General features: G+C 71.5%; 11 protein-coding genes. 7 read left to right on the forward strand and 4 right to left on the reverse strand.

Translation table 11 applies throughout. The annotated features are described in order from the left end of the window. The first annotated feature begins 93 nt into the window (after window positions 1–93). From fdhF to HCU73_RS09605, 3 genes are read left to right on the forward strand one after another with little or no spacing between them, the layout of a single operon-like run. Window positions 94–2,988: a formate dehydrogenase subunit alpha gene (gene fdhF, locus HCU73_RS09595; RefSeq protein ID WP_168623181.1), complete on the forward strand. Its 2,895-nt coding sequence runs from the start codon at window positions 94–96 to the stop codon at window positions 2,986–2,988. Next, window positions 2,985–3,794 carry a formate dehydrogenase accessory sulfurtransferase FdhD gene (gene fdhD / locus HCU73_RS09600; protein WP_168623182.1) on the forward strand — a complete coding sequence of 270 codons (810 nt, stop codon included), beginning with the start codon at window positions 2,985–2,987 and terminating at the stop codon, window positions 3,792–3,794. The genes fdhF and fdhD overlap by 4 nt, the downstream gene beginning before the upstream one ends. Next, on the forward strand, window positions 3,784–3,987 hold the full coding sequence (locus tag HCU73_RS09605; RefSeq protein WP_168623183.1) for a formate dehydrogenase subunit delta: 204 nt from the start codon (window positions 3,784–3,786) through the stop codon (window positions 3,985–3,987). The genes fdhD and HCU73_RS09605 overlap by 11 nt, the downstream gene beginning before the upstream one ends. A gap of 91 nt (window positions 3,988–4,078) precedes the next feature. Here HCU73_RS09605 and HCU73_RS09610 read toward each other — a convergent pair whose 3' ends face one another. From HCU73_RS09610 to HCU73_RS09620, 3 genes are read right to left on the reverse strand one after another with little or no spacing between them, the layout of a single operon-like run. Next, window positions 4,079–5,287 carry an efflux RND transporter periplasmic adaptor subunit gene (locus tag HCU73_RS09610; protein ID WP_168623184.1) on the reverse strand — a complete coding sequence of 403 codons (1,209 nt, stop codon included), beginning with the start codon at window positions 5,285–5,287 and terminating at the stop codon, window positions 4,079–4,081. 4 nt (window positions 5,288–5,291) lie between these two features. Beyond that, window positions 5,292–7,649, reverse strand: coding sequence for an ABC transporter permease (locus HCU73_RS09615; protein ID WP_168623185.1), 2,358 nt, complete (start codon window positions 7,647–7,649; stop codon window positions 5,292–5,294). 8 nt (window positions 7,650–7,657) lie between these two features. After that, window positions 7,658–8,374, reverse strand: coding sequence for an ABC transporter ATP-binding protein (locus HCU73_RS09620; RefSeq protein ID WP_168623186.1), 717 nt, complete (start codon window positions 8,372–8,374; stop codon window positions 7,658–7,660). A 151-nt stretch (window positions 8,375–8,525) separates the two neighbouring features. Between HCU73_RS09620 and HCU73_RS09625 the strand changes: the two genes are divergently transcribed. Then, window positions 8,526–10,295: an IlvD/Edd family dehydratase gene (locus HCU73_RS09625; protein ID WP_168623187.1), complete on the forward strand. Its 1,770-nt coding sequence runs from the start codon at window positions 8,526–8,528 to the stop codon at window positions 10,293–10,295. Window positions 10,296–10,466: 171 nt separating this feature from the next. Continuing rightward, window positions 10,467–11,294, forward strand: coding sequence for a universal stress protein (locus HCU73_RS09630; protein ID WP_168623188.1), 828 nt, complete (start codon window positions 10,467–10,469; stop codon window positions 11,292–11,294). A 75-nt stretch (window positions 11,295–11,369) separates the two neighbouring features. Here HCU73_RS09630 and HCU73_RS09635 read toward each other — a convergent pair whose 3' ends face one another. After that, window positions 11,370–11,576, reverse strand: a complete 207-nt coding sequence (locus HCU73_RS09635) for a cold-shock protein (RefSeq protein WP_168623189.1) — start codon at window positions 11,574–11,576, stop codon at window positions 11,370–11,372. A gap of 253 nt (window positions 11,577–11,829) precedes the next feature. Between HCU73_RS09635 and HCU73_RS09640 the strand changes: the two genes are divergently transcribed. Together HCU73_RS09640 and HCU73_RS09645 are read left to right on the forward strand one after the other, a co-directional pair. After that, the gene (locus HCU73_RS09640) at window positions 11,830–13,203 is read left to right on the forward strand and encodes a bifunctional enoyl-CoA hydratase/phosphate acetyltransferase (protein WP_168623190.1); all 1,374 of its coding nucleotides are present in this window, start codon (window positions 11,830–11,832) and stop codon (window positions 13,201–13,203) included. Further along, complete coding sequence (locus HCU73_RS09645; protein WP_168623191.1) at window positions 13,200–14,372, forward strand: acetate/propionate family kinase; 1,173 nt, start codon at window positions 13,200–13,202, stop codon at window positions 14,370–14,372. The genes HCU73_RS09640 and HCU73_RS09645 overlap by 4 nt, the downstream gene beginning before the upstream one ends. The last annotated feature ends 2 nt before the right edge of the window (window positions 14,373–14,374 follow it).

Raw genomic sequence — 14,374 nt, forward strand, 5'->3', positions numbered from 1 at the left:
CGCCTGCGGCGTCGACCCGGGCGAGGGGGCCAGCCCCCTCGCGCTCCCCCGGAGTATTTTGGAAGCAAAGATGGGCAGGGAGGCTGCAAGGCCATGAAGGATTTCATCATTCCCTGGAACGACGACCGTGACATGGGCACGCCCGCCAGGGAGGGCGCGCCGGTCACGCTGACGATCGACGGGTTCGAGGTGACGGTGCCCGAGGGCACGAGCGTCATGCGGGCCGCGGCGCTGGCGGGCATCCAGGTGCCGAAGCTCTGCGCGACCGACAGCCTGGAGGCCTTCGGGTCGTGCCGGCTGTGTGTCGTGGAGATCGAGGGGCGGCGGGGCACGCCGGCCTCCTGCACGACGCCGGTGGCGGCGGGGATGGTGGTGCGCACCCAGTCGGAGCAGGTGAAGAAGATCCGCAAGGGGGTGATGGAGCTCTATATCTCCGACCACCCGCTGGATTGCCTGACCTGTGCCGCGAACGGCGATTGCGAGTTGCAGGATATGGCCGGCGCCGTGGGCCTGCGCGACGTGCGCTACACCGCGCCCGAGGACGGGATGCGCACCCATTTCGCCCGGAACACCAGCGGCGAGGCGAACCCCGAGTGGCTGCCGAAGGACGACAGCAACCCGTATTTCACCTATGACCCGGCGAAATGCATCGTCTGCAACCGCTGCGTCCGGGCCTGCGAGGAGGTGCAGGGGACCTTCGCGCTGACCATCGAAGGCCGGGGCTTCGAGAGCCGGGTGTCGGCGGGGGCCGCGGGAGATGATTTCCTGTCATCTGACTGCGTCAGCTGCGGCGCCTGCGTGCAGGCCTGCCCGACGGCGACGCTGCAGGAGAAATCCGTCATCGAACTCGGCACGCCGACGCGGTCGGTGATCACCACCTGCGCCTATTGCGGGGTGGGGTGTTCCTTCAAGGCCGAGCTGAACGGCGACGAGCTGGTGCGGATGGTGCCCTACAAGCACGGGGCGGCGAACCGGGGGCACAGCTGCGTGAAGGGGCGGTTCGCCTGGGGCTATGCGCAACATGCCGACCGCATCCTGAACCCGATGATCCGCGACAGCATCGACCAGCCCTGGCGCGAGGTGAGCTGGGAGGAGGCGATCGGGTTCGCGGCGGCACGGCTCAGGGGCATCCAGGAGAAGCACGGGCGCAAGTCGGTCGGCGTGATCACGTCGAGCCGCTGCACCAACGAGGAAACCTACCTCGTGCAGAAGCTGGCGCGCGCGGTGTTCCGCAACAACAACACCGACACCTGCGCGCGGGTGTGCCATTCGCCCACGGGCTACGGCCTCGGCCAGACCTTCGGCACCAGCGCGGGCACCCAGAATTTCGACAGCGTGATGCACACCGATGTCGCCGTCATCATCGGGGCGAACCCGACCGACGGGCACCCGGTTTTCGCAAGCCGCCTGAAGAAGCGGCTCCGGCAGGGCGCGAAGCTGATCGTGATCGACCCGCGCCGGATCGACCTAGTGAAATCGACCCATGTGGAGGCGGCGCATCACCTGGCGCTGCGGCCCGGGACCAACGTGGCGGTCGTGACCGCGATGGCGCATGTGATCGTCACCGAGGGGCTGTTCGACGAGGATTTCATTCGCAGCCGCTGCGACTGGGACGAGTTCGAGGAGTACGCGGAGTTCGTCAGCGACGTCCGCCATTCCCCCGAGATGACCGAGATGCTGACCGGCGTGCCGGCCGACGCGCTGCGCGCCGCCGCGCGCCTCTACGCCACCGGGGGCAACGGGGCGATCTACTACGGGCTGGGCGTGACCGAGCATTCCCAGGGCTCGACCACCGTGATGGCGATTGCCAACCTCGCCATGCTGACGGGCAACATCGGGCGCGAGGGGGTGGGGGTGAACCCGCTCCGCGGCCAGAACAACGTGCAGGGCTCCTGCGACATGGGGAGCTTCCCGCACGAGCTGCCGGGGTATCGCCATGTGAAGAACGCCGATGTGCGGGCGATCTTCGAGGCCGCCTGGGGCATCGAGATCGACCCCGAGCCGGGCCTGCGCATCCCCAACATGCTGGACGCGGCCGTCGACGGGCAGTTCAAGGGCCTCTACTGCCAGGGCGAGGACATCCTGCAGTCGGACCCCGACACCAAGCATGTCGCGGCGGGGCTGGCGGCGATGGAGTGCGTCATCGTCCACGACCTGTTCCTGAACGAGACGGCGAACTACGCGCATGTGTTCCTGCCGGGCTCGACCTTCCTGGAAAAGGACGGGACCTTCACCAATGCCGAACGGCGCATCAACCGGGTGCGCAAGGTGATGGCCCCGCGGAACGGCTACGCGGACTGGGAGATCACCCAGCTGCTGGCGAACGCGATGGGCGCGGGCTGGCACTATACTCACCCCTCGCAGATCATGGACGAGATCGCGGCGACGACGCCGGGCTTCGCCCATGTCGACTACGCCATGCTGGAGGAGCGGGGCAGCGTGCAGTGGCCCTGCAACGACGCGGCGCCCGAGGGCTCGCCGATCATGCATGTCGACGGCTTCGTGCGCGGCAAGGGGCGGTTCATCGTCACCGAATACGTGGCGACCGAGGAACGGACCGGGCCGCGCTTCCCGCTCCTGCTGACCACCGGGCGCATCCTGAGCCAGTACAACGTCGGCGCGCAGACGCGGCGGACGGCGAACACGGTCTGGCACACCGAGGACGTGCTGGAAATCCATCCCCATGACGCCGAGGTCAGGGGGATCACGGAGGGCGCCTGGGTGAAGCTCGCCAGCCGCTCGGGCGAGACGGCGCTGCGGGCGCACCTGACCGATCGGGTCAGCCCCGGCGTGGTCTACACGACCTTCCACCACCCCGGCACGCAGGCCAACGTCATCACCACGGATTACTCCGACTGGGCCACGAACTGCCCGGAATACAAGGTGACGGCGGTGCAGGTCGGGCTGTCGAACGGGCCGACCGAGTGGCAGGAGAGCTACGAGGCGCAGGCGGAGCGGTCGCGCCGCATCCTGCCGGCGGCGGAATGAAGGCGAGCGTCTCGATCCGCGCCACGGCGCTGGGCCCCGACGGCGCGCGGGAGGTGACCCGCGCGCTGCCCGAGGAGGTGCCGGTGGCCGTCACCTGCAACGGCACGACGCAGGCCGTGATGATGTGCACGCCGGCCGACCTGGAGGAGTTCGCGGTGGGCTTCGCCTTAACCGAGGGCTACGCCACGCCCGACCAGATCGAGCGGGTGGAGATCCTCGAGGCGGAGGCCGGGATCGAGGCGCGGCTCTGGATCGCGGAGGAGGCGGCGGCAGAGCTTGGCGCACGGCGCCGCGCGATGCTGGGGCCGGTGGGCTGCGGGCTGTGCGGGATCGAGAGCCTGGAGCAGGCGCTGCGGGTGCTGCCGCCGGTCAGCGCCCGGACGACGCTGACCCGGGCCGAGGCGGCGGGTGCGCTCGACGCGCTGCGCGGGCACCAGCCGCTCCATGACCTGACCCATGCCGTCCATGCCGCGGGGCTGCTGATGCCGGGGCGGGGGATCGTGCTGGCGCGCGAGGACGTGGGCCGTCACAACGCGCTCGACAAGCTGATCGGCGCGGCTTTGCGCGCGGGGATCGACCCCGCGGCGGGCGCGGTCGTGCTGACCAGCCGGGTGTCGGTCGAGATGGTGCAAAAGACGGTGCTGGCGGGCGCGGGGCTGCTGATCGCGGCCTCGGCCCCGACCGCGCAGGCGCTGCGGCTGGCCGAGGCCGCGGGGCTGACGGTGGCCGCCTTCGCCCGCGGCGCGCGGGTCGAGGTGTTCACCCATTCCGAGAGACTGCAGGGAGACCAGACCGATGTCGCCTGAAAAGCTGACCCGCATGGCGAACCAGATCGCCGGCTTCTTCAAGACCCAGCCGGGCCGCGACCAGGCCGAGCGCGTGGCCCAGCACCTGAAGGACTACTGGGACCCGCGGATGCGCGCCGAGCTGAAGGCCCATGCCAAGGGGCACGAGGGCGAACTCGACGAGCTGGTGCGCCGGGCGCTGCCGTTGATCTGACGGCGCGGGGTCGGACGGCGCAAGGGTCTTGCAAGACCCTCGCTAGAGCCTTGCAAGGCTCTGGCAAAAGCCTTGCAAGGCTTTTGCCGCCTCACATCGCCCGCCGGTCCACCACGGCGACCCCGTCGGCCACCGCGTCGCTGGGGTGGGTCACGATCCGCTCGCCGGGGGTCAGCCCCGCCAGCACCTCCGCCGTCCGCGCGCCGCGCCGGCCCAGCGTCACCGCGCGCTCCTCGGCCAGCCCGTCGGCCACCACGAACACCGCCCAGCCGTCCCCGCGCCGGAAGACCGCGCCGAGCGGCACCTGCACGGCGCTGTCCGTCTCCCACTCCACCACGCGCAGGAACACCGAGAAGCCGTGGCCCAGCCCCGCCCGCGCCTCGGGCGGCGTCACCAGGTCGAAGATCACGTCCACCCGCTGCTCCTCGATCCCCAGCGCCGAGACCCGCGTCTCGGCCGCCGGCTCCACCCGGCGCAGCACCGCCTCGAGCGCACCCGGCCCGCCCCAGCGCTCCACGATGGCCCGCGTGCCGGGCCCGATCCGCACCGCGTCGGACGACAGGAGGTCGGCCACGATCTCCAGGTCGCCGGGGTCGCCCACCGTCACCAGCGGCGCGCCGGCCTGCACCGGGTGTTCGCTGATCGTGGCGATGGACAGGACGACCCCGTCCGCCGGCGCCGTCAGGTCGACGCAGCAGGCCGCCGGTGCCGCGCCCCCCTCGGGGCCCATCAGCGCCGCCTGCGCGCGGTCCAGCGTGCCCGTGGACATGGCGATGCGCGAGCGCGCGGCGGCGACGGCGGCGTCGGCCACGGCCAGCTGCTGGGTCACGGTCTCCAGCTGCGTCACGCTCGACACGCCCCGCTGCACCAGCGCCTGCGTGCGGTCGAACTGCATCGCGGCGAAGGCGCGCTCCTCCTCGGCGCGGGTCAGGTCGGCGCGGGCGACCTCCAGCGCGGCCTGCGCCTCGGCCACCGCCGCCTCGGCCTGCGCCCGGCTGCGCGCGTCGAGGAGCGCGGGCGAGGCCGGCTCCACCCGCGCCACTACCGTCACGCCCGCCGCCACCGGGTCGCCCACCACCACGGGCGCCCGCAGCGCGGTGCCGGCGATGGGGGCGGCCACCTCGTAGACCTCGCGGATGCGCGTCCGCGCGTCGGCGTCGATGGTCACCTGCATCGGCCCCGCCGTCACCTCGATCAGGTCGACCGGCACCGGGTCCTCGCGAAAGGCGACCCAGGCCAGCCCCCCGATCAGGGCCGCCCCGGCCAGCGAAAGCGCGATCGTGCGCGTGGTCCAGACCATGGCGTTACTCCCGTGTCTTCATCACTTCGACGAGGTCCATCCGGTCGATCCGGCGGCGGACGATCATCACCGAGCCGAGGCTGGCGGCCAGCACCACCAGGCTCGCCCAGGCGAAGCTTTTGGGTTCCAGCACCAGCGGGATCGCGTAGAGATCCGAGGTGAAGCTCGAGGCCAGCGCCCGCGCGATCCAGGCCCCCATCAGCCAGCCCACCGGCTGCGCCAGCAGCGCCAGCAGCATCGTCTCGCCCACCAGAACCCGGCTCACCTCGGCCCGCGTGAAGCCGAGGATGCGCAGGCTGGCCAGTTCGCGGGCGCGTTCCGACAGCTGGATGCGCGCGCCGTTGTAGGCGACGCCGACCGTGATCAGGATGGCGATGACGGCATAGACCGTGTTCACCACGGTGACATTCTCGCTGATCGTGTCCTCGAAGGCGGCGCGGTTCTCGCGCATCAGGATCAGCCCCGACAGCCGGGGCGTGTCCTGCAGCGCGGCGTGGAGCGCGGGCAGGTCGGGCTCGTCGATCAGGATGTTGCCCACCGACATGGTGGGCGCGCGGCGGAACAGCCGGTCGAGGTAGCCGATCTCGACATAGGCGCCGAGGCCGAAATATTGCTCCACCAGCCCCGCGACGACCATCTCGTGGGTCTCGCGCCGGCCGGTCATGAATTCGACCTCCAGGGTATCGCCCACCCCCACCTCCAGCTGCGCGGCCAGCCGGTCGGACAGCAGGATGCCGCCCGGCGGCGGGTCGATCGGCGTGCCGTCCGCGCCGATCACCCGGCTGAGCGTCGCGCCCTCGGGCCGCGCCTCGATCGAGACGCGCTTTTCCCGCGGCCCGTTGCGGAGCGTGGCGGCGTGGAACTGCTGCGCCTCGGCCTGCATCACGCCGGGCAGCCGCATCAGGTCGGACAGCGCGGTGTCGGGCACGTCGTCGGCGAACAGCACCATCGCGTCCTGCCGGTAGGACTGGTTGAAGGCGAGGTCGATGATGCGGGCGAGGGCGTCGAACATGAAGCTCGCCGAGATCACCGCCGCCGTCGCGGCCCCGAGGCCCAGCATGGTCAGCGCGCTGCGCACCGGCCAGCGGATAAGGCTGCGCAGCACCATGATGGTGGTCTGCTTCAGCCGGGCCGCCGCCATCACGCGGTCGAGGATCGTCTTGCGGAACACCGGCGGGGCGGGGGGCTGCATCGCGACCGCGGGGGCGAGGCGCGCGGCCATCAGCGCGGCGCGCAGCGCGCCCAGCATCGTGGTGGCCAGCGCCGCCAGGCCCGACATGGCGTAGACCCAGCTCGGCACCCGGAACAGGAGGTAGGGAAACTCGAAGAAGCGCGCGTATTGCCAGGCCATCGCACGCGCGAGCAGTGTCCCGAGCCCCCAGCCCAGCCCCACGCCGATCACCGCGATCAGGGCGGCCAGCAGCAGGTAGTGCAGCGAGATTTCCAGGTCGGTGTAGCCCAGCGCCTTCAGGAGCCCGATCTCGGCCCGGTCCAGCGCCACGATCCGGCTCATCACCATGCCGACGAGAAAGGCCGAGATGGCGAAAAAGATCGGCGGCACCACCACCGCCATCCCGCGCAGCTGGTCGATCTCGGCCGAGACGAAGGCGTCGGACACCTGTTGCGCCCGGCCGTAGGCCCCCAGCCCGCCATAGGGGTCGAGGAGCGCGTCGAGCGCATCCAGCACGTCGGCCTCCACCGCGTCGGCGGTCAGGCGCAGGGCGAGGTGGTTGAAGGCGCCAGCCATGTCGAAGGCGGCCTCCAGCTCGGCCTCGGGCATCCAGATGATGCCGAAGCCCTCGTTGTCGGGCATCAGCGCGCCGGGGCCGATGGTGTAGATGAACTCGGGGCTGAGCGCGGTGCCGGTGATCGTCAGCTCGCGGCGCTGGCCGTTCAGGTTGGCGTGGAAGGTGTCGCCGATGCGAAAGCCGTTGGCCTCGGCGAAGCTGGTCGTCACCATCACCTCGCCCGCCCGCGCGGGGTAGAGGCCCGTGCGCAGGATCGGCACGTTCAGGAGCGGGTCGTCGTCGGCCGGCCAGGACAGCATCTGCCCCATCGCCACCGCGACCCGGCCCGGCAGGTCCAGCACCGCCATGCCCTGCACCCGCGCCTCGGCCGAGTAGACGCCGGGGATCTCGCGGATCTCGGGCAGGAGCCGGTCGGGCGCGCGGCGGGCGTCGGCGAAGACCTCGGCAAAGCGGTTGCGCTCGTAGTAGGCCGCGCGCGTGTCGGTCAGGGCCGTGTGCATCCCGAAGGCCGTCAGCAGGATCGCCACCCCGCAGGCCAGCACCACCGCGATGGCCAGCCCCTGCACCCAGAGCCGGCGGAAGTCGCGCATCAGCTTGATGTCGATCGCCTGCATCCGCGCCCTCACCAGCTGATCTCGTGGGGGGCGACGCGGGTGTCGTTCACCTCCACGCTGGCGATGCGGCCGTCGGCGAAGCGCACCACCCGGTGCGCCATGGCGCGGATGCCGGCGTTGTGGGTGATGACCACGGTCGAGGTGCCGAACTCGTCGTTGATCTCGCGCAGCACCTCCAGCACCTGCACGCCGGTCTTGCTGTCGAGCGCGCCCGTGGGCTCGTCGCACAAGAGCACCTCGGGCCGCTTGGCGATGGCCCGCGCGATGGCCACGCGCTGTTGCTCGCCGCCCGACATCTCGGCCGGGAAATGGTCGAGCCGGTGCTTGAGCCCCACCCGCTCCAGCGCCTCGGCGGCGTCCATCGGGTTCGGCGCCACGTCGGTGACTAGCTGCACGTTCTCGCGCGCGCTGAGCGAGGGGACGAGGTTGTAGAACTGGAAGATGAAGCCGACATGGTTGCGCCGGTAGCGCGTCAGCGCCCGGTCGCCGAGGCGGGTCAGTTCGAGATCGCGGAACCAGACCCGGCCGCCGGTCGCGTGGTCGAGCCCGCCGAGGATGTTCAGGAGCGTCGACTTGCCCGACCCCGACGGCCCCAGCAGCACCGACAGCTCGCCCGCGTAAAGCTCCAGGTCGACGCCGGCCAGCGCGTGGACCTTTGCGCCGCCGGTGTCGTAGACCTTGGTCAGGCCCTCGGTGCGGAAGACGGTGTCGGGACGGTCGGCCATGATGGCCCACTGTCTCACATGATCGGCCGCGCGGCGACTTGATCTGCCTCAACCGGCCCCGATGGGGCTTGTGGGGCGGGGGGCGGCTCCGCTACCACTGGGGCAGGGGTTTCACTATCCGGCCCCGTGTTTCACTATCTGGAACCATGCCATGTCCGACACCCGCGCCAACCGCCGCTACCGCAGCCAGGAATGGTTCGACAACCCCAACAACCCGGGCATGACGGCGCTCTACCTGGAGCGCTACCAGAACCAGACCTTCACCAAGGGAGAGCTGCAGTCCGAGCGCCCGATCATCGGCATCGCCCAGACGGGCAGCGACCTGGTGCCCTGCAACAAGATCCATGTCTTCCTGATGGACCGGATCAAGGCCGGCATCCGCGACGCGGGCGGGATCCCGATGGAATTCCCGGTCCACCCGATCCAGGAGACGGGCAAGCGGCCCACGGCGGCGCTCGACCGCAACCTGCAATACCTGTCGCTGGTGGAGGTGCTGCACGGCTACCCCATCGACGGGGTGGTCCTGACCACGGGCTGCGACAAGACCACGCCCGCGCTGCTGATGGGGGCGGCCACGGTGAACCTGCCCGCCATCGCGCTGAACGGCGGGCCGATGCTGGATGGCTGGTGGAAGGGCAAGCGCGCGGGCTCGGGCACGATCATCTGGGAAAGCCGGCGGCTGCTGGCCGAAGGCAAGATCGACTATGCCGAGTTCATGGAGCGCGCCTGCGCCTCGGCCCCGTCGCTCGGGCACTGCAACACCATGGGCACGGCGAGCACGATGAACGCGCTAGCCGAGGCGCTGGGGATGACGCTGCCGGGTGCCGCCGCGATCCCGGCGCCGTTCCGGGAGCGGATGGAGATGGCCTATTTCACCGGCCGCCGCATCGTGGAGATGGTCGAGGCGGACCTGAAGCCGTCCGACATCCTGACCCGGGCGGCATTCCTGAACGCGATCAAGGTCAACACGGCGATCGGCGGGTCGACCAATGCGCCGCCGCATTTGCAGGCCATCGCGCGGCACATGGGGGTGGAGCTCGACGTGACCGACTGGCAGGCGCACGGGCTGAAGCTGCCGCTGCTGGTCAACATGCAGCCGGCGGGGGAATACCTGGGCGAAGGCTTCTTCCGCGCGGGCGGCGTGCCGGCGGTGATGGGGGAACTGCTGGCCGCGGGGCAACTGGACGGGGCGGTGATGACCGCCGCGGGCAAGCCGCTGGCCGAGGCGCTGGCGGGCGCGCGGAGCCTCGACCACGACGTGATCCGCCCCTTCGACCGGCCGCTGCGCGAGGAGGCGGGGTTCGTGGTGCTGTCGGGCAACCTGTTCGACTCGGCCCTGATGAAGACCAGCGTCATCTCGGCCGACTTCCGCGCGCGGTTCCTGAAGAATGGCGTGTTCGAGGGCCGCGCGGTGGTGTTCGAAGGGCCCGAGGATTACCACGACCGCATCAACGACCCCGCCCTCGGCATCGACGAGACGACCATCCTGTTCATCCGCAACGTGGGTTGCGTCGGCTACCCCGGCTCGGCCGAGGTGGTGAACATGCAGCCGCCCGACGCGCTGATCCGGGCGGGCATCCGGCACCTTCCGACGGTGGGCGACGGGCGGCAGTCGGGGACCTCCGAGTCGCCCTCGATCCTGAACGCCTCGCCCGAGGCGGCGGTGGGGGGCGGCCTCGCGCTCCTGCAGACGGGCGACCGGGTGCGGCTGGACCTGACGGCCGGCACCCTGAACGCGGTGGTGGAGCCGGCCGAGTGGGCGGCCCGCCGCGCCGCGTGGCAGCCACCCGAGATCCTCCACCAGACGCCCTGGCAGGAGATCTACCGAACCCATGTGGGGCAGCTGGCGCAGGGCGGGTGCCTGGAGCTGGCGACGGCCTACCAGCGCATCGCCGAAACCCTGCCGCGCGACAACCACTGAGCGGCGCCACGGTCTTGCAAGACCGTGGCCAGAGCCTTGCAAGGCTCTGCCGCGGCCCTTGCAAGGGCCGCCACGTCCTTGCAAGGACGTGCGCGCCCCGCCCCGCTTGACCGAGATCAACGACCGGCGCCCCGATTGCTGCGCTATCCTCGGCGCAGGGGAGGGCCGGGAATGACCGACGCCAAGTTACGAACCATCATGGTCGCCACCGACCTGTCGGAGCGCTCGGACCGCGCGCTCGACCGGGCGGTGATGCTCGCACGCGCGCACGACGCCCGGCTGAGCGTGGTCTCCGCCGTCGACGGCGCCTATCCGCCGGCCCTGCGCGACGAGTTCACGGCGCGGGTGCGCCAGCATCTCGACCACGCCCGCCCCGGCGACGACGTCGTCACCACGATCCATGTCGAGGCGGGCGACGTGGTCGAGATCCTGCTGCGGCACCTGAACGGTCCCGAGGTCGACCTGGCCGTGCTGGGGGTGCACCGGACGCGCACCTTCCTCGACGGGCTGCGCCAGACCACGATGGAGCGTCTCGTGCAGGGCGTGCGCAAGCCGGTGCTGCTGGTGCGCGACCTCGCCACCGGGCCCTACGCGCGCGCGCTGGTGCCGGTGTCCTTCTCGCCGTCCTGCGCGGCGGCGCTGGCGGCGGTCGCGCAGATCGCGCCCGGGGCCAGCTGCCGCGCGGTCCATGCCTGGCTCGTGCCCTTCGGCGGCCTGACCGGCGGGGCGGGGTCCGAGATGGCGCCCGCCGTCGAGGCCGAGACCCGCGCCCTGGCCGAGGACTGGGCCGCGCGGCTGCCCGCGGGCCTGCCGCGCCCGGTGCTCGTCCATGGCGGCGTGGTGGAGGTGCTGGAGCGGGAACTGGCCACCGTCGCCCCCGACCTCGTGGCGATCGGGGCCCACACGCGGCCGGGCCCGGCGCTGCACCCGCTGGGGGGATTCGCGGCCGAGCTGATCCGCCGCCCGCCCTGCGACCTGCTGGTGACCCGCGGCCGCTGAGGCCCGGCCGAACAAAAAAACGGGGGCGCATCCCGCGATGCGCCCCCGCCTGGTCCGATCGGACGAAGCGTCGTCTCAGACGAGCTTGATGTTGACGGCGCTCTCGCGGCCGTCACGGCCCTTCTCGAGGTCGAAGGTCACCTTCTGGTTGTCCTGAAGGCCCTTGAGGCCCGAGCGCTCGACGCCCGAGATGTGGACGAACACGTCCTTGGAGCCGCCATCGGGGGCGATGAAGCCGTAACCCTTGGTGGCGTTGAACCATTTCACGGTGCCAGTGGCCATTCCCGTGTCTCCTGTCTTGTCACGCTGCCCGCACCATGCGGCAGCCCGGCGTCACTCATGCAGATCGAGAGCACAAGTCTTGGCCGATGGGCGTAAGACAGGGGTCGATAGAGTAGAGATAGCACCGCGGGTGATGCGACGTTTTCGCCGCGAAGTAAAGGAAAATCGGGGCAACCGGGCTGACCCATGTCAAGGTCGGCCCATCCCGGCGGGTTAGTCTGCCCCGGCCGGACAAGGGAGCCAGACACCGCCCATGACCATTCTCACGAGCACGCCCTGGGCCGACCTGGCCGTCGGGCAGGAGGCCGGCACGACGCGGCTCTGCCGCGCCGAGGACCTCTATGTCTTCGCCCATGCCAGCGGCAACCTGAACCCGATGCACCTGCCCGAGCTGGACGGCGACGGCGACGGCCGCCCCGAGGCCGTGGCGCCGTCCGCCTGGGTCGCGGCGCTGATCTCGGGCGTGCTGGGCAACCAGCTGCCGGGGCCGGGCACGCTGTACCTGAGCCAGTCCCTGCGCTTCACCGGGCGGGCCCACGCGGGCGAGACGCTCGCCGTCGGCGTGCGGGTGGCCGAAAAGCTGCCGGGCGGCGTCGTGCGCCTGTCGGTCTGGGTCGACGGGCCCGCGGGCCGCATCGCCGAGGGCGAGGCGACCGTGCAGGCGCCGGACGCCGCGCGCCGCTTCGACGGGGTCGAGGTGCCGGGCCTGACGGTGCAGTCCCACCGCCACTTCGACGCGCTGCTGGCCCGCGCGGAGCCGCTGCCGGCGCTGCCGACCCTCGTCGTATGCCCCGAAAGCCCCGACGCGGTGATGGGCGCGGTGATGGCGCGCGACCACACCCTGATCGACCCGGTCTTCGTCGGCGACCCGGCCAGGATCGCGGCGGCGGCGCAGGAGGCCGGGGCCGACATCGCGGGCATCGAGATCGTCGACGTGCCCGACCACCGCGCCGCAGCGCTCCGGGCGGTCGCGCTGATCCATGAGGGCCGGGGCCGGGCGCTGATGAAGGGGCACCTGCACACCGACCAGCTCCTGCACGCGATCCTGAAGAAGGAGGGGGGCCTCAGGACCAACCGGCGCCTCAGCCATGTCTTCGTGATGGACGTGCCGGGGCTCGATCACCTGCTGTTCGTGACCGACGCGGCGATCAACATCGCCCCCGACCTCGAGTGCAAGGTGTCGATCGTCCAGAACGCCATCGACCTCGCCCGCGCGCTGGGGCTGGAGCAGCCCAAGGTCGGGATCCTGTCGGCGGTCGAGACGGTGACGGCGTCGATCCCGTCCACGCTCGACGCCGCCGTCCTGTCCAAGATGGCCGAGCGCGGCCAGATCACCGGCGGGCTGGTCGACGGGCCGCTGGCGATGGACAACGCGGTCGATCCGGGTGCCGCGCGGACCAAGGGGCTGACCGGGCTGGTGGCGGGGCGGGCCGACATCCTGGTGGCGCCGAACATGGAGGCGGGGAACATGATCGCGAAGGAGCTGACCTTCCTCGCCCATGCCGAGGCGGCGGGCATCGTGATGGGGGCGCAGGTGCCGGTGATCCTGACAAGCCGGGCCGACGACGACAAGGCGCGGCTCGCGTCCTGCGCGGTGGCGGCGCTTTATGCCGAGAGCCTGCGGTGAGCCTGATCCTGACCCTGAACGCGGGCTCGAGCTCGATCAAGGTCGGGCTCTATGCCGCCGCCGACGAGCCCCGCGAGGAGGCGCGCGGGCAGGTCGAGGCGCTGGGGCCCGCCGCGCGGTTGGAGATCGAAACGGGCGGCGAGAGGACGGTCACGGAGATCGGCCCGGCCGACCACGCGGCCGGGCTCGCGCGGCTTGTCGCGGCGCTGGCGCCGCTCCGCGCCGGGCGGCCCATCGCGGCGGTCGGCCACCGCATCGTCCACGGCGGCCCCGACATCGACGGGCCGCGGGTGCTGACGCCCGACCTGATCGACCACCTCGACACGCTGTCGCCGCTCGCGCCGCTGCACCAGCCGCACAACCTGTCGGGCGTCCGCGCCGCGCTGGCCGAATTCCCCGACGCGGTGCAGGTCGCGGCCTTCGACACCGCCTTTCACCGCGGCCATCCATGGGTGAACGACACCTTCGCCCTGCCGCGCCGCTTCTACGCCGCGGGGGTGCGGCGCTACGGGTTCCATGGGCTCAGCTACGACTACATCGCCGGGCGGCTCGCCACCGATCACCCCGACCTCGCGGCGGGCCGCGTCATCGTCGCCCACCTCGGCAACGGCGCCTCGCTCTGCGCGCTCGAGGCCGGGCGCTCCGTCGCCTCGACGATGGGCTTTTCGGCGCTCGACGGCATGCCGATGGGCACCCGCGTGGGCCAGCTCGACCCCGGGGTCGTCCTCTACCTGATGGGGCAGGGGATGACCGCGGCCGAGATCACCCGGCTCCTCTACAGTGAGAGCGGCCTCAAGGGCCTGTCCGGGATCAGCCACGACATGCGGGTGCTCCTGGCCTCGGACGCGCCCGAGGCGGCGGAGGCCGTGGCCTATTTCACCTTCCGCCTCGCGCGCGAGATAGGGGGGCTGGCCGCCGCGCTGGGCGGCCTCGACGCGCTGGTCTTCACCGGCGGCATCGGCGAGCACGCCGCGCCGGTGCGGGCGCAGGCGCTGGCGCGGCTGGGGTTCCTCGGCCTTGCCCTCGACCCCGCGGCCAACGCCGCCAACGCCCCCGCGATCCACGCCGGCCCCGTGCCGATCCTGGTGATCCCGACCGACGAGGAGCGCATCATCGCCCGCGCCGCGGCGCGCGCGCTCTTGACCTCCGCACCTGACCAGACGAAGTGACC

Source organism: Roseicyclus persicicus (genome assembly GCF_012395815.1).
Classification (GTDB): domain Bacteria; phylum Pseudomonadota; class Alphaproteobacteria; order Rhodobacterales; family Rhodobacteraceae; genus Roseicyclus; species Roseicyclus persicicus.

What these genes read in the sequence shown, in the direction of transcription:
- HCU73_RS09615 (WP_168623185.1), bottom strand. Translation starts at nt 7,649, where the DNA reads ATGCAGGCGATCGACATCAAGCTGATGCGCGACTTCCGCCGGCTCTGG.
- HCU73_RS09620 (WP_168623186.1), bottom strand. Translation starts at nt 8,374, where the DNA reads ATGGCCGACCGTCCCGACACCGTCTTCCGCACCGAGGGCCTGACCAAG.
- HCU73_RS09625 (WP_168623187.1), top strand. Translation starts at nt 8,526, where the DNA reads ATGTCCGACACCCGCGCCAACCGCCGCTACCGCAGCCAGGAATGGTTC.
- HCU73_RS09630 (WP_168623188.1), top strand. Translation starts at nt 10,467, where the DNA reads ATGACCGACGCCAAGTTACGAACCATCATGGTCGCCACCGACCTGTCG.
- HCU73_RS09635 (WP_168623189.1), bottom strand. Translation starts at nt 11,576, where the DNA reads ATGGCCACTGGCACCGTGAAATGGTTCAACGCCACCAAGGGTTACGGC.
- HCU73_RS09640 (WP_168623190.1), top strand. Translation starts at nt 11,830, where the DNA reads ATGACCATTCTCACGAGCACGCCCTGGGCCGACCTGGCCGTCGGGCAG.
- HCU73_RS09605 (WP_168623183.1), top strand. Translation starts at nt 3,784, where the DNA reads ATGTCGCCTGAAAAGCTGACCCGCATGGCGAACCAGATCGCCGGCTTC.
- HCU73_RS09610 (WP_168623184.1), bottom strand. Translation starts at nt 5,287, where the DNA reads ATGGTCTGGACCACGCGCACGATCGCGCTTTCGCTGGCCGGGGCGGCC.
- fdhD (WP_168623182.1), top strand. Translation starts at nt 2,985, where the DNA reads ATGAAGGCGAGCGTCTCGATCCGCGCCACGGCGCTGGGCCCCGACGGC.
- fdhF (WP_168623181.1), top strand. Translation starts at nt 94, where the DNA reads ATGAAGGATTTCATCATTCCCTGGAACGACGACCGTGACATGGGCACG.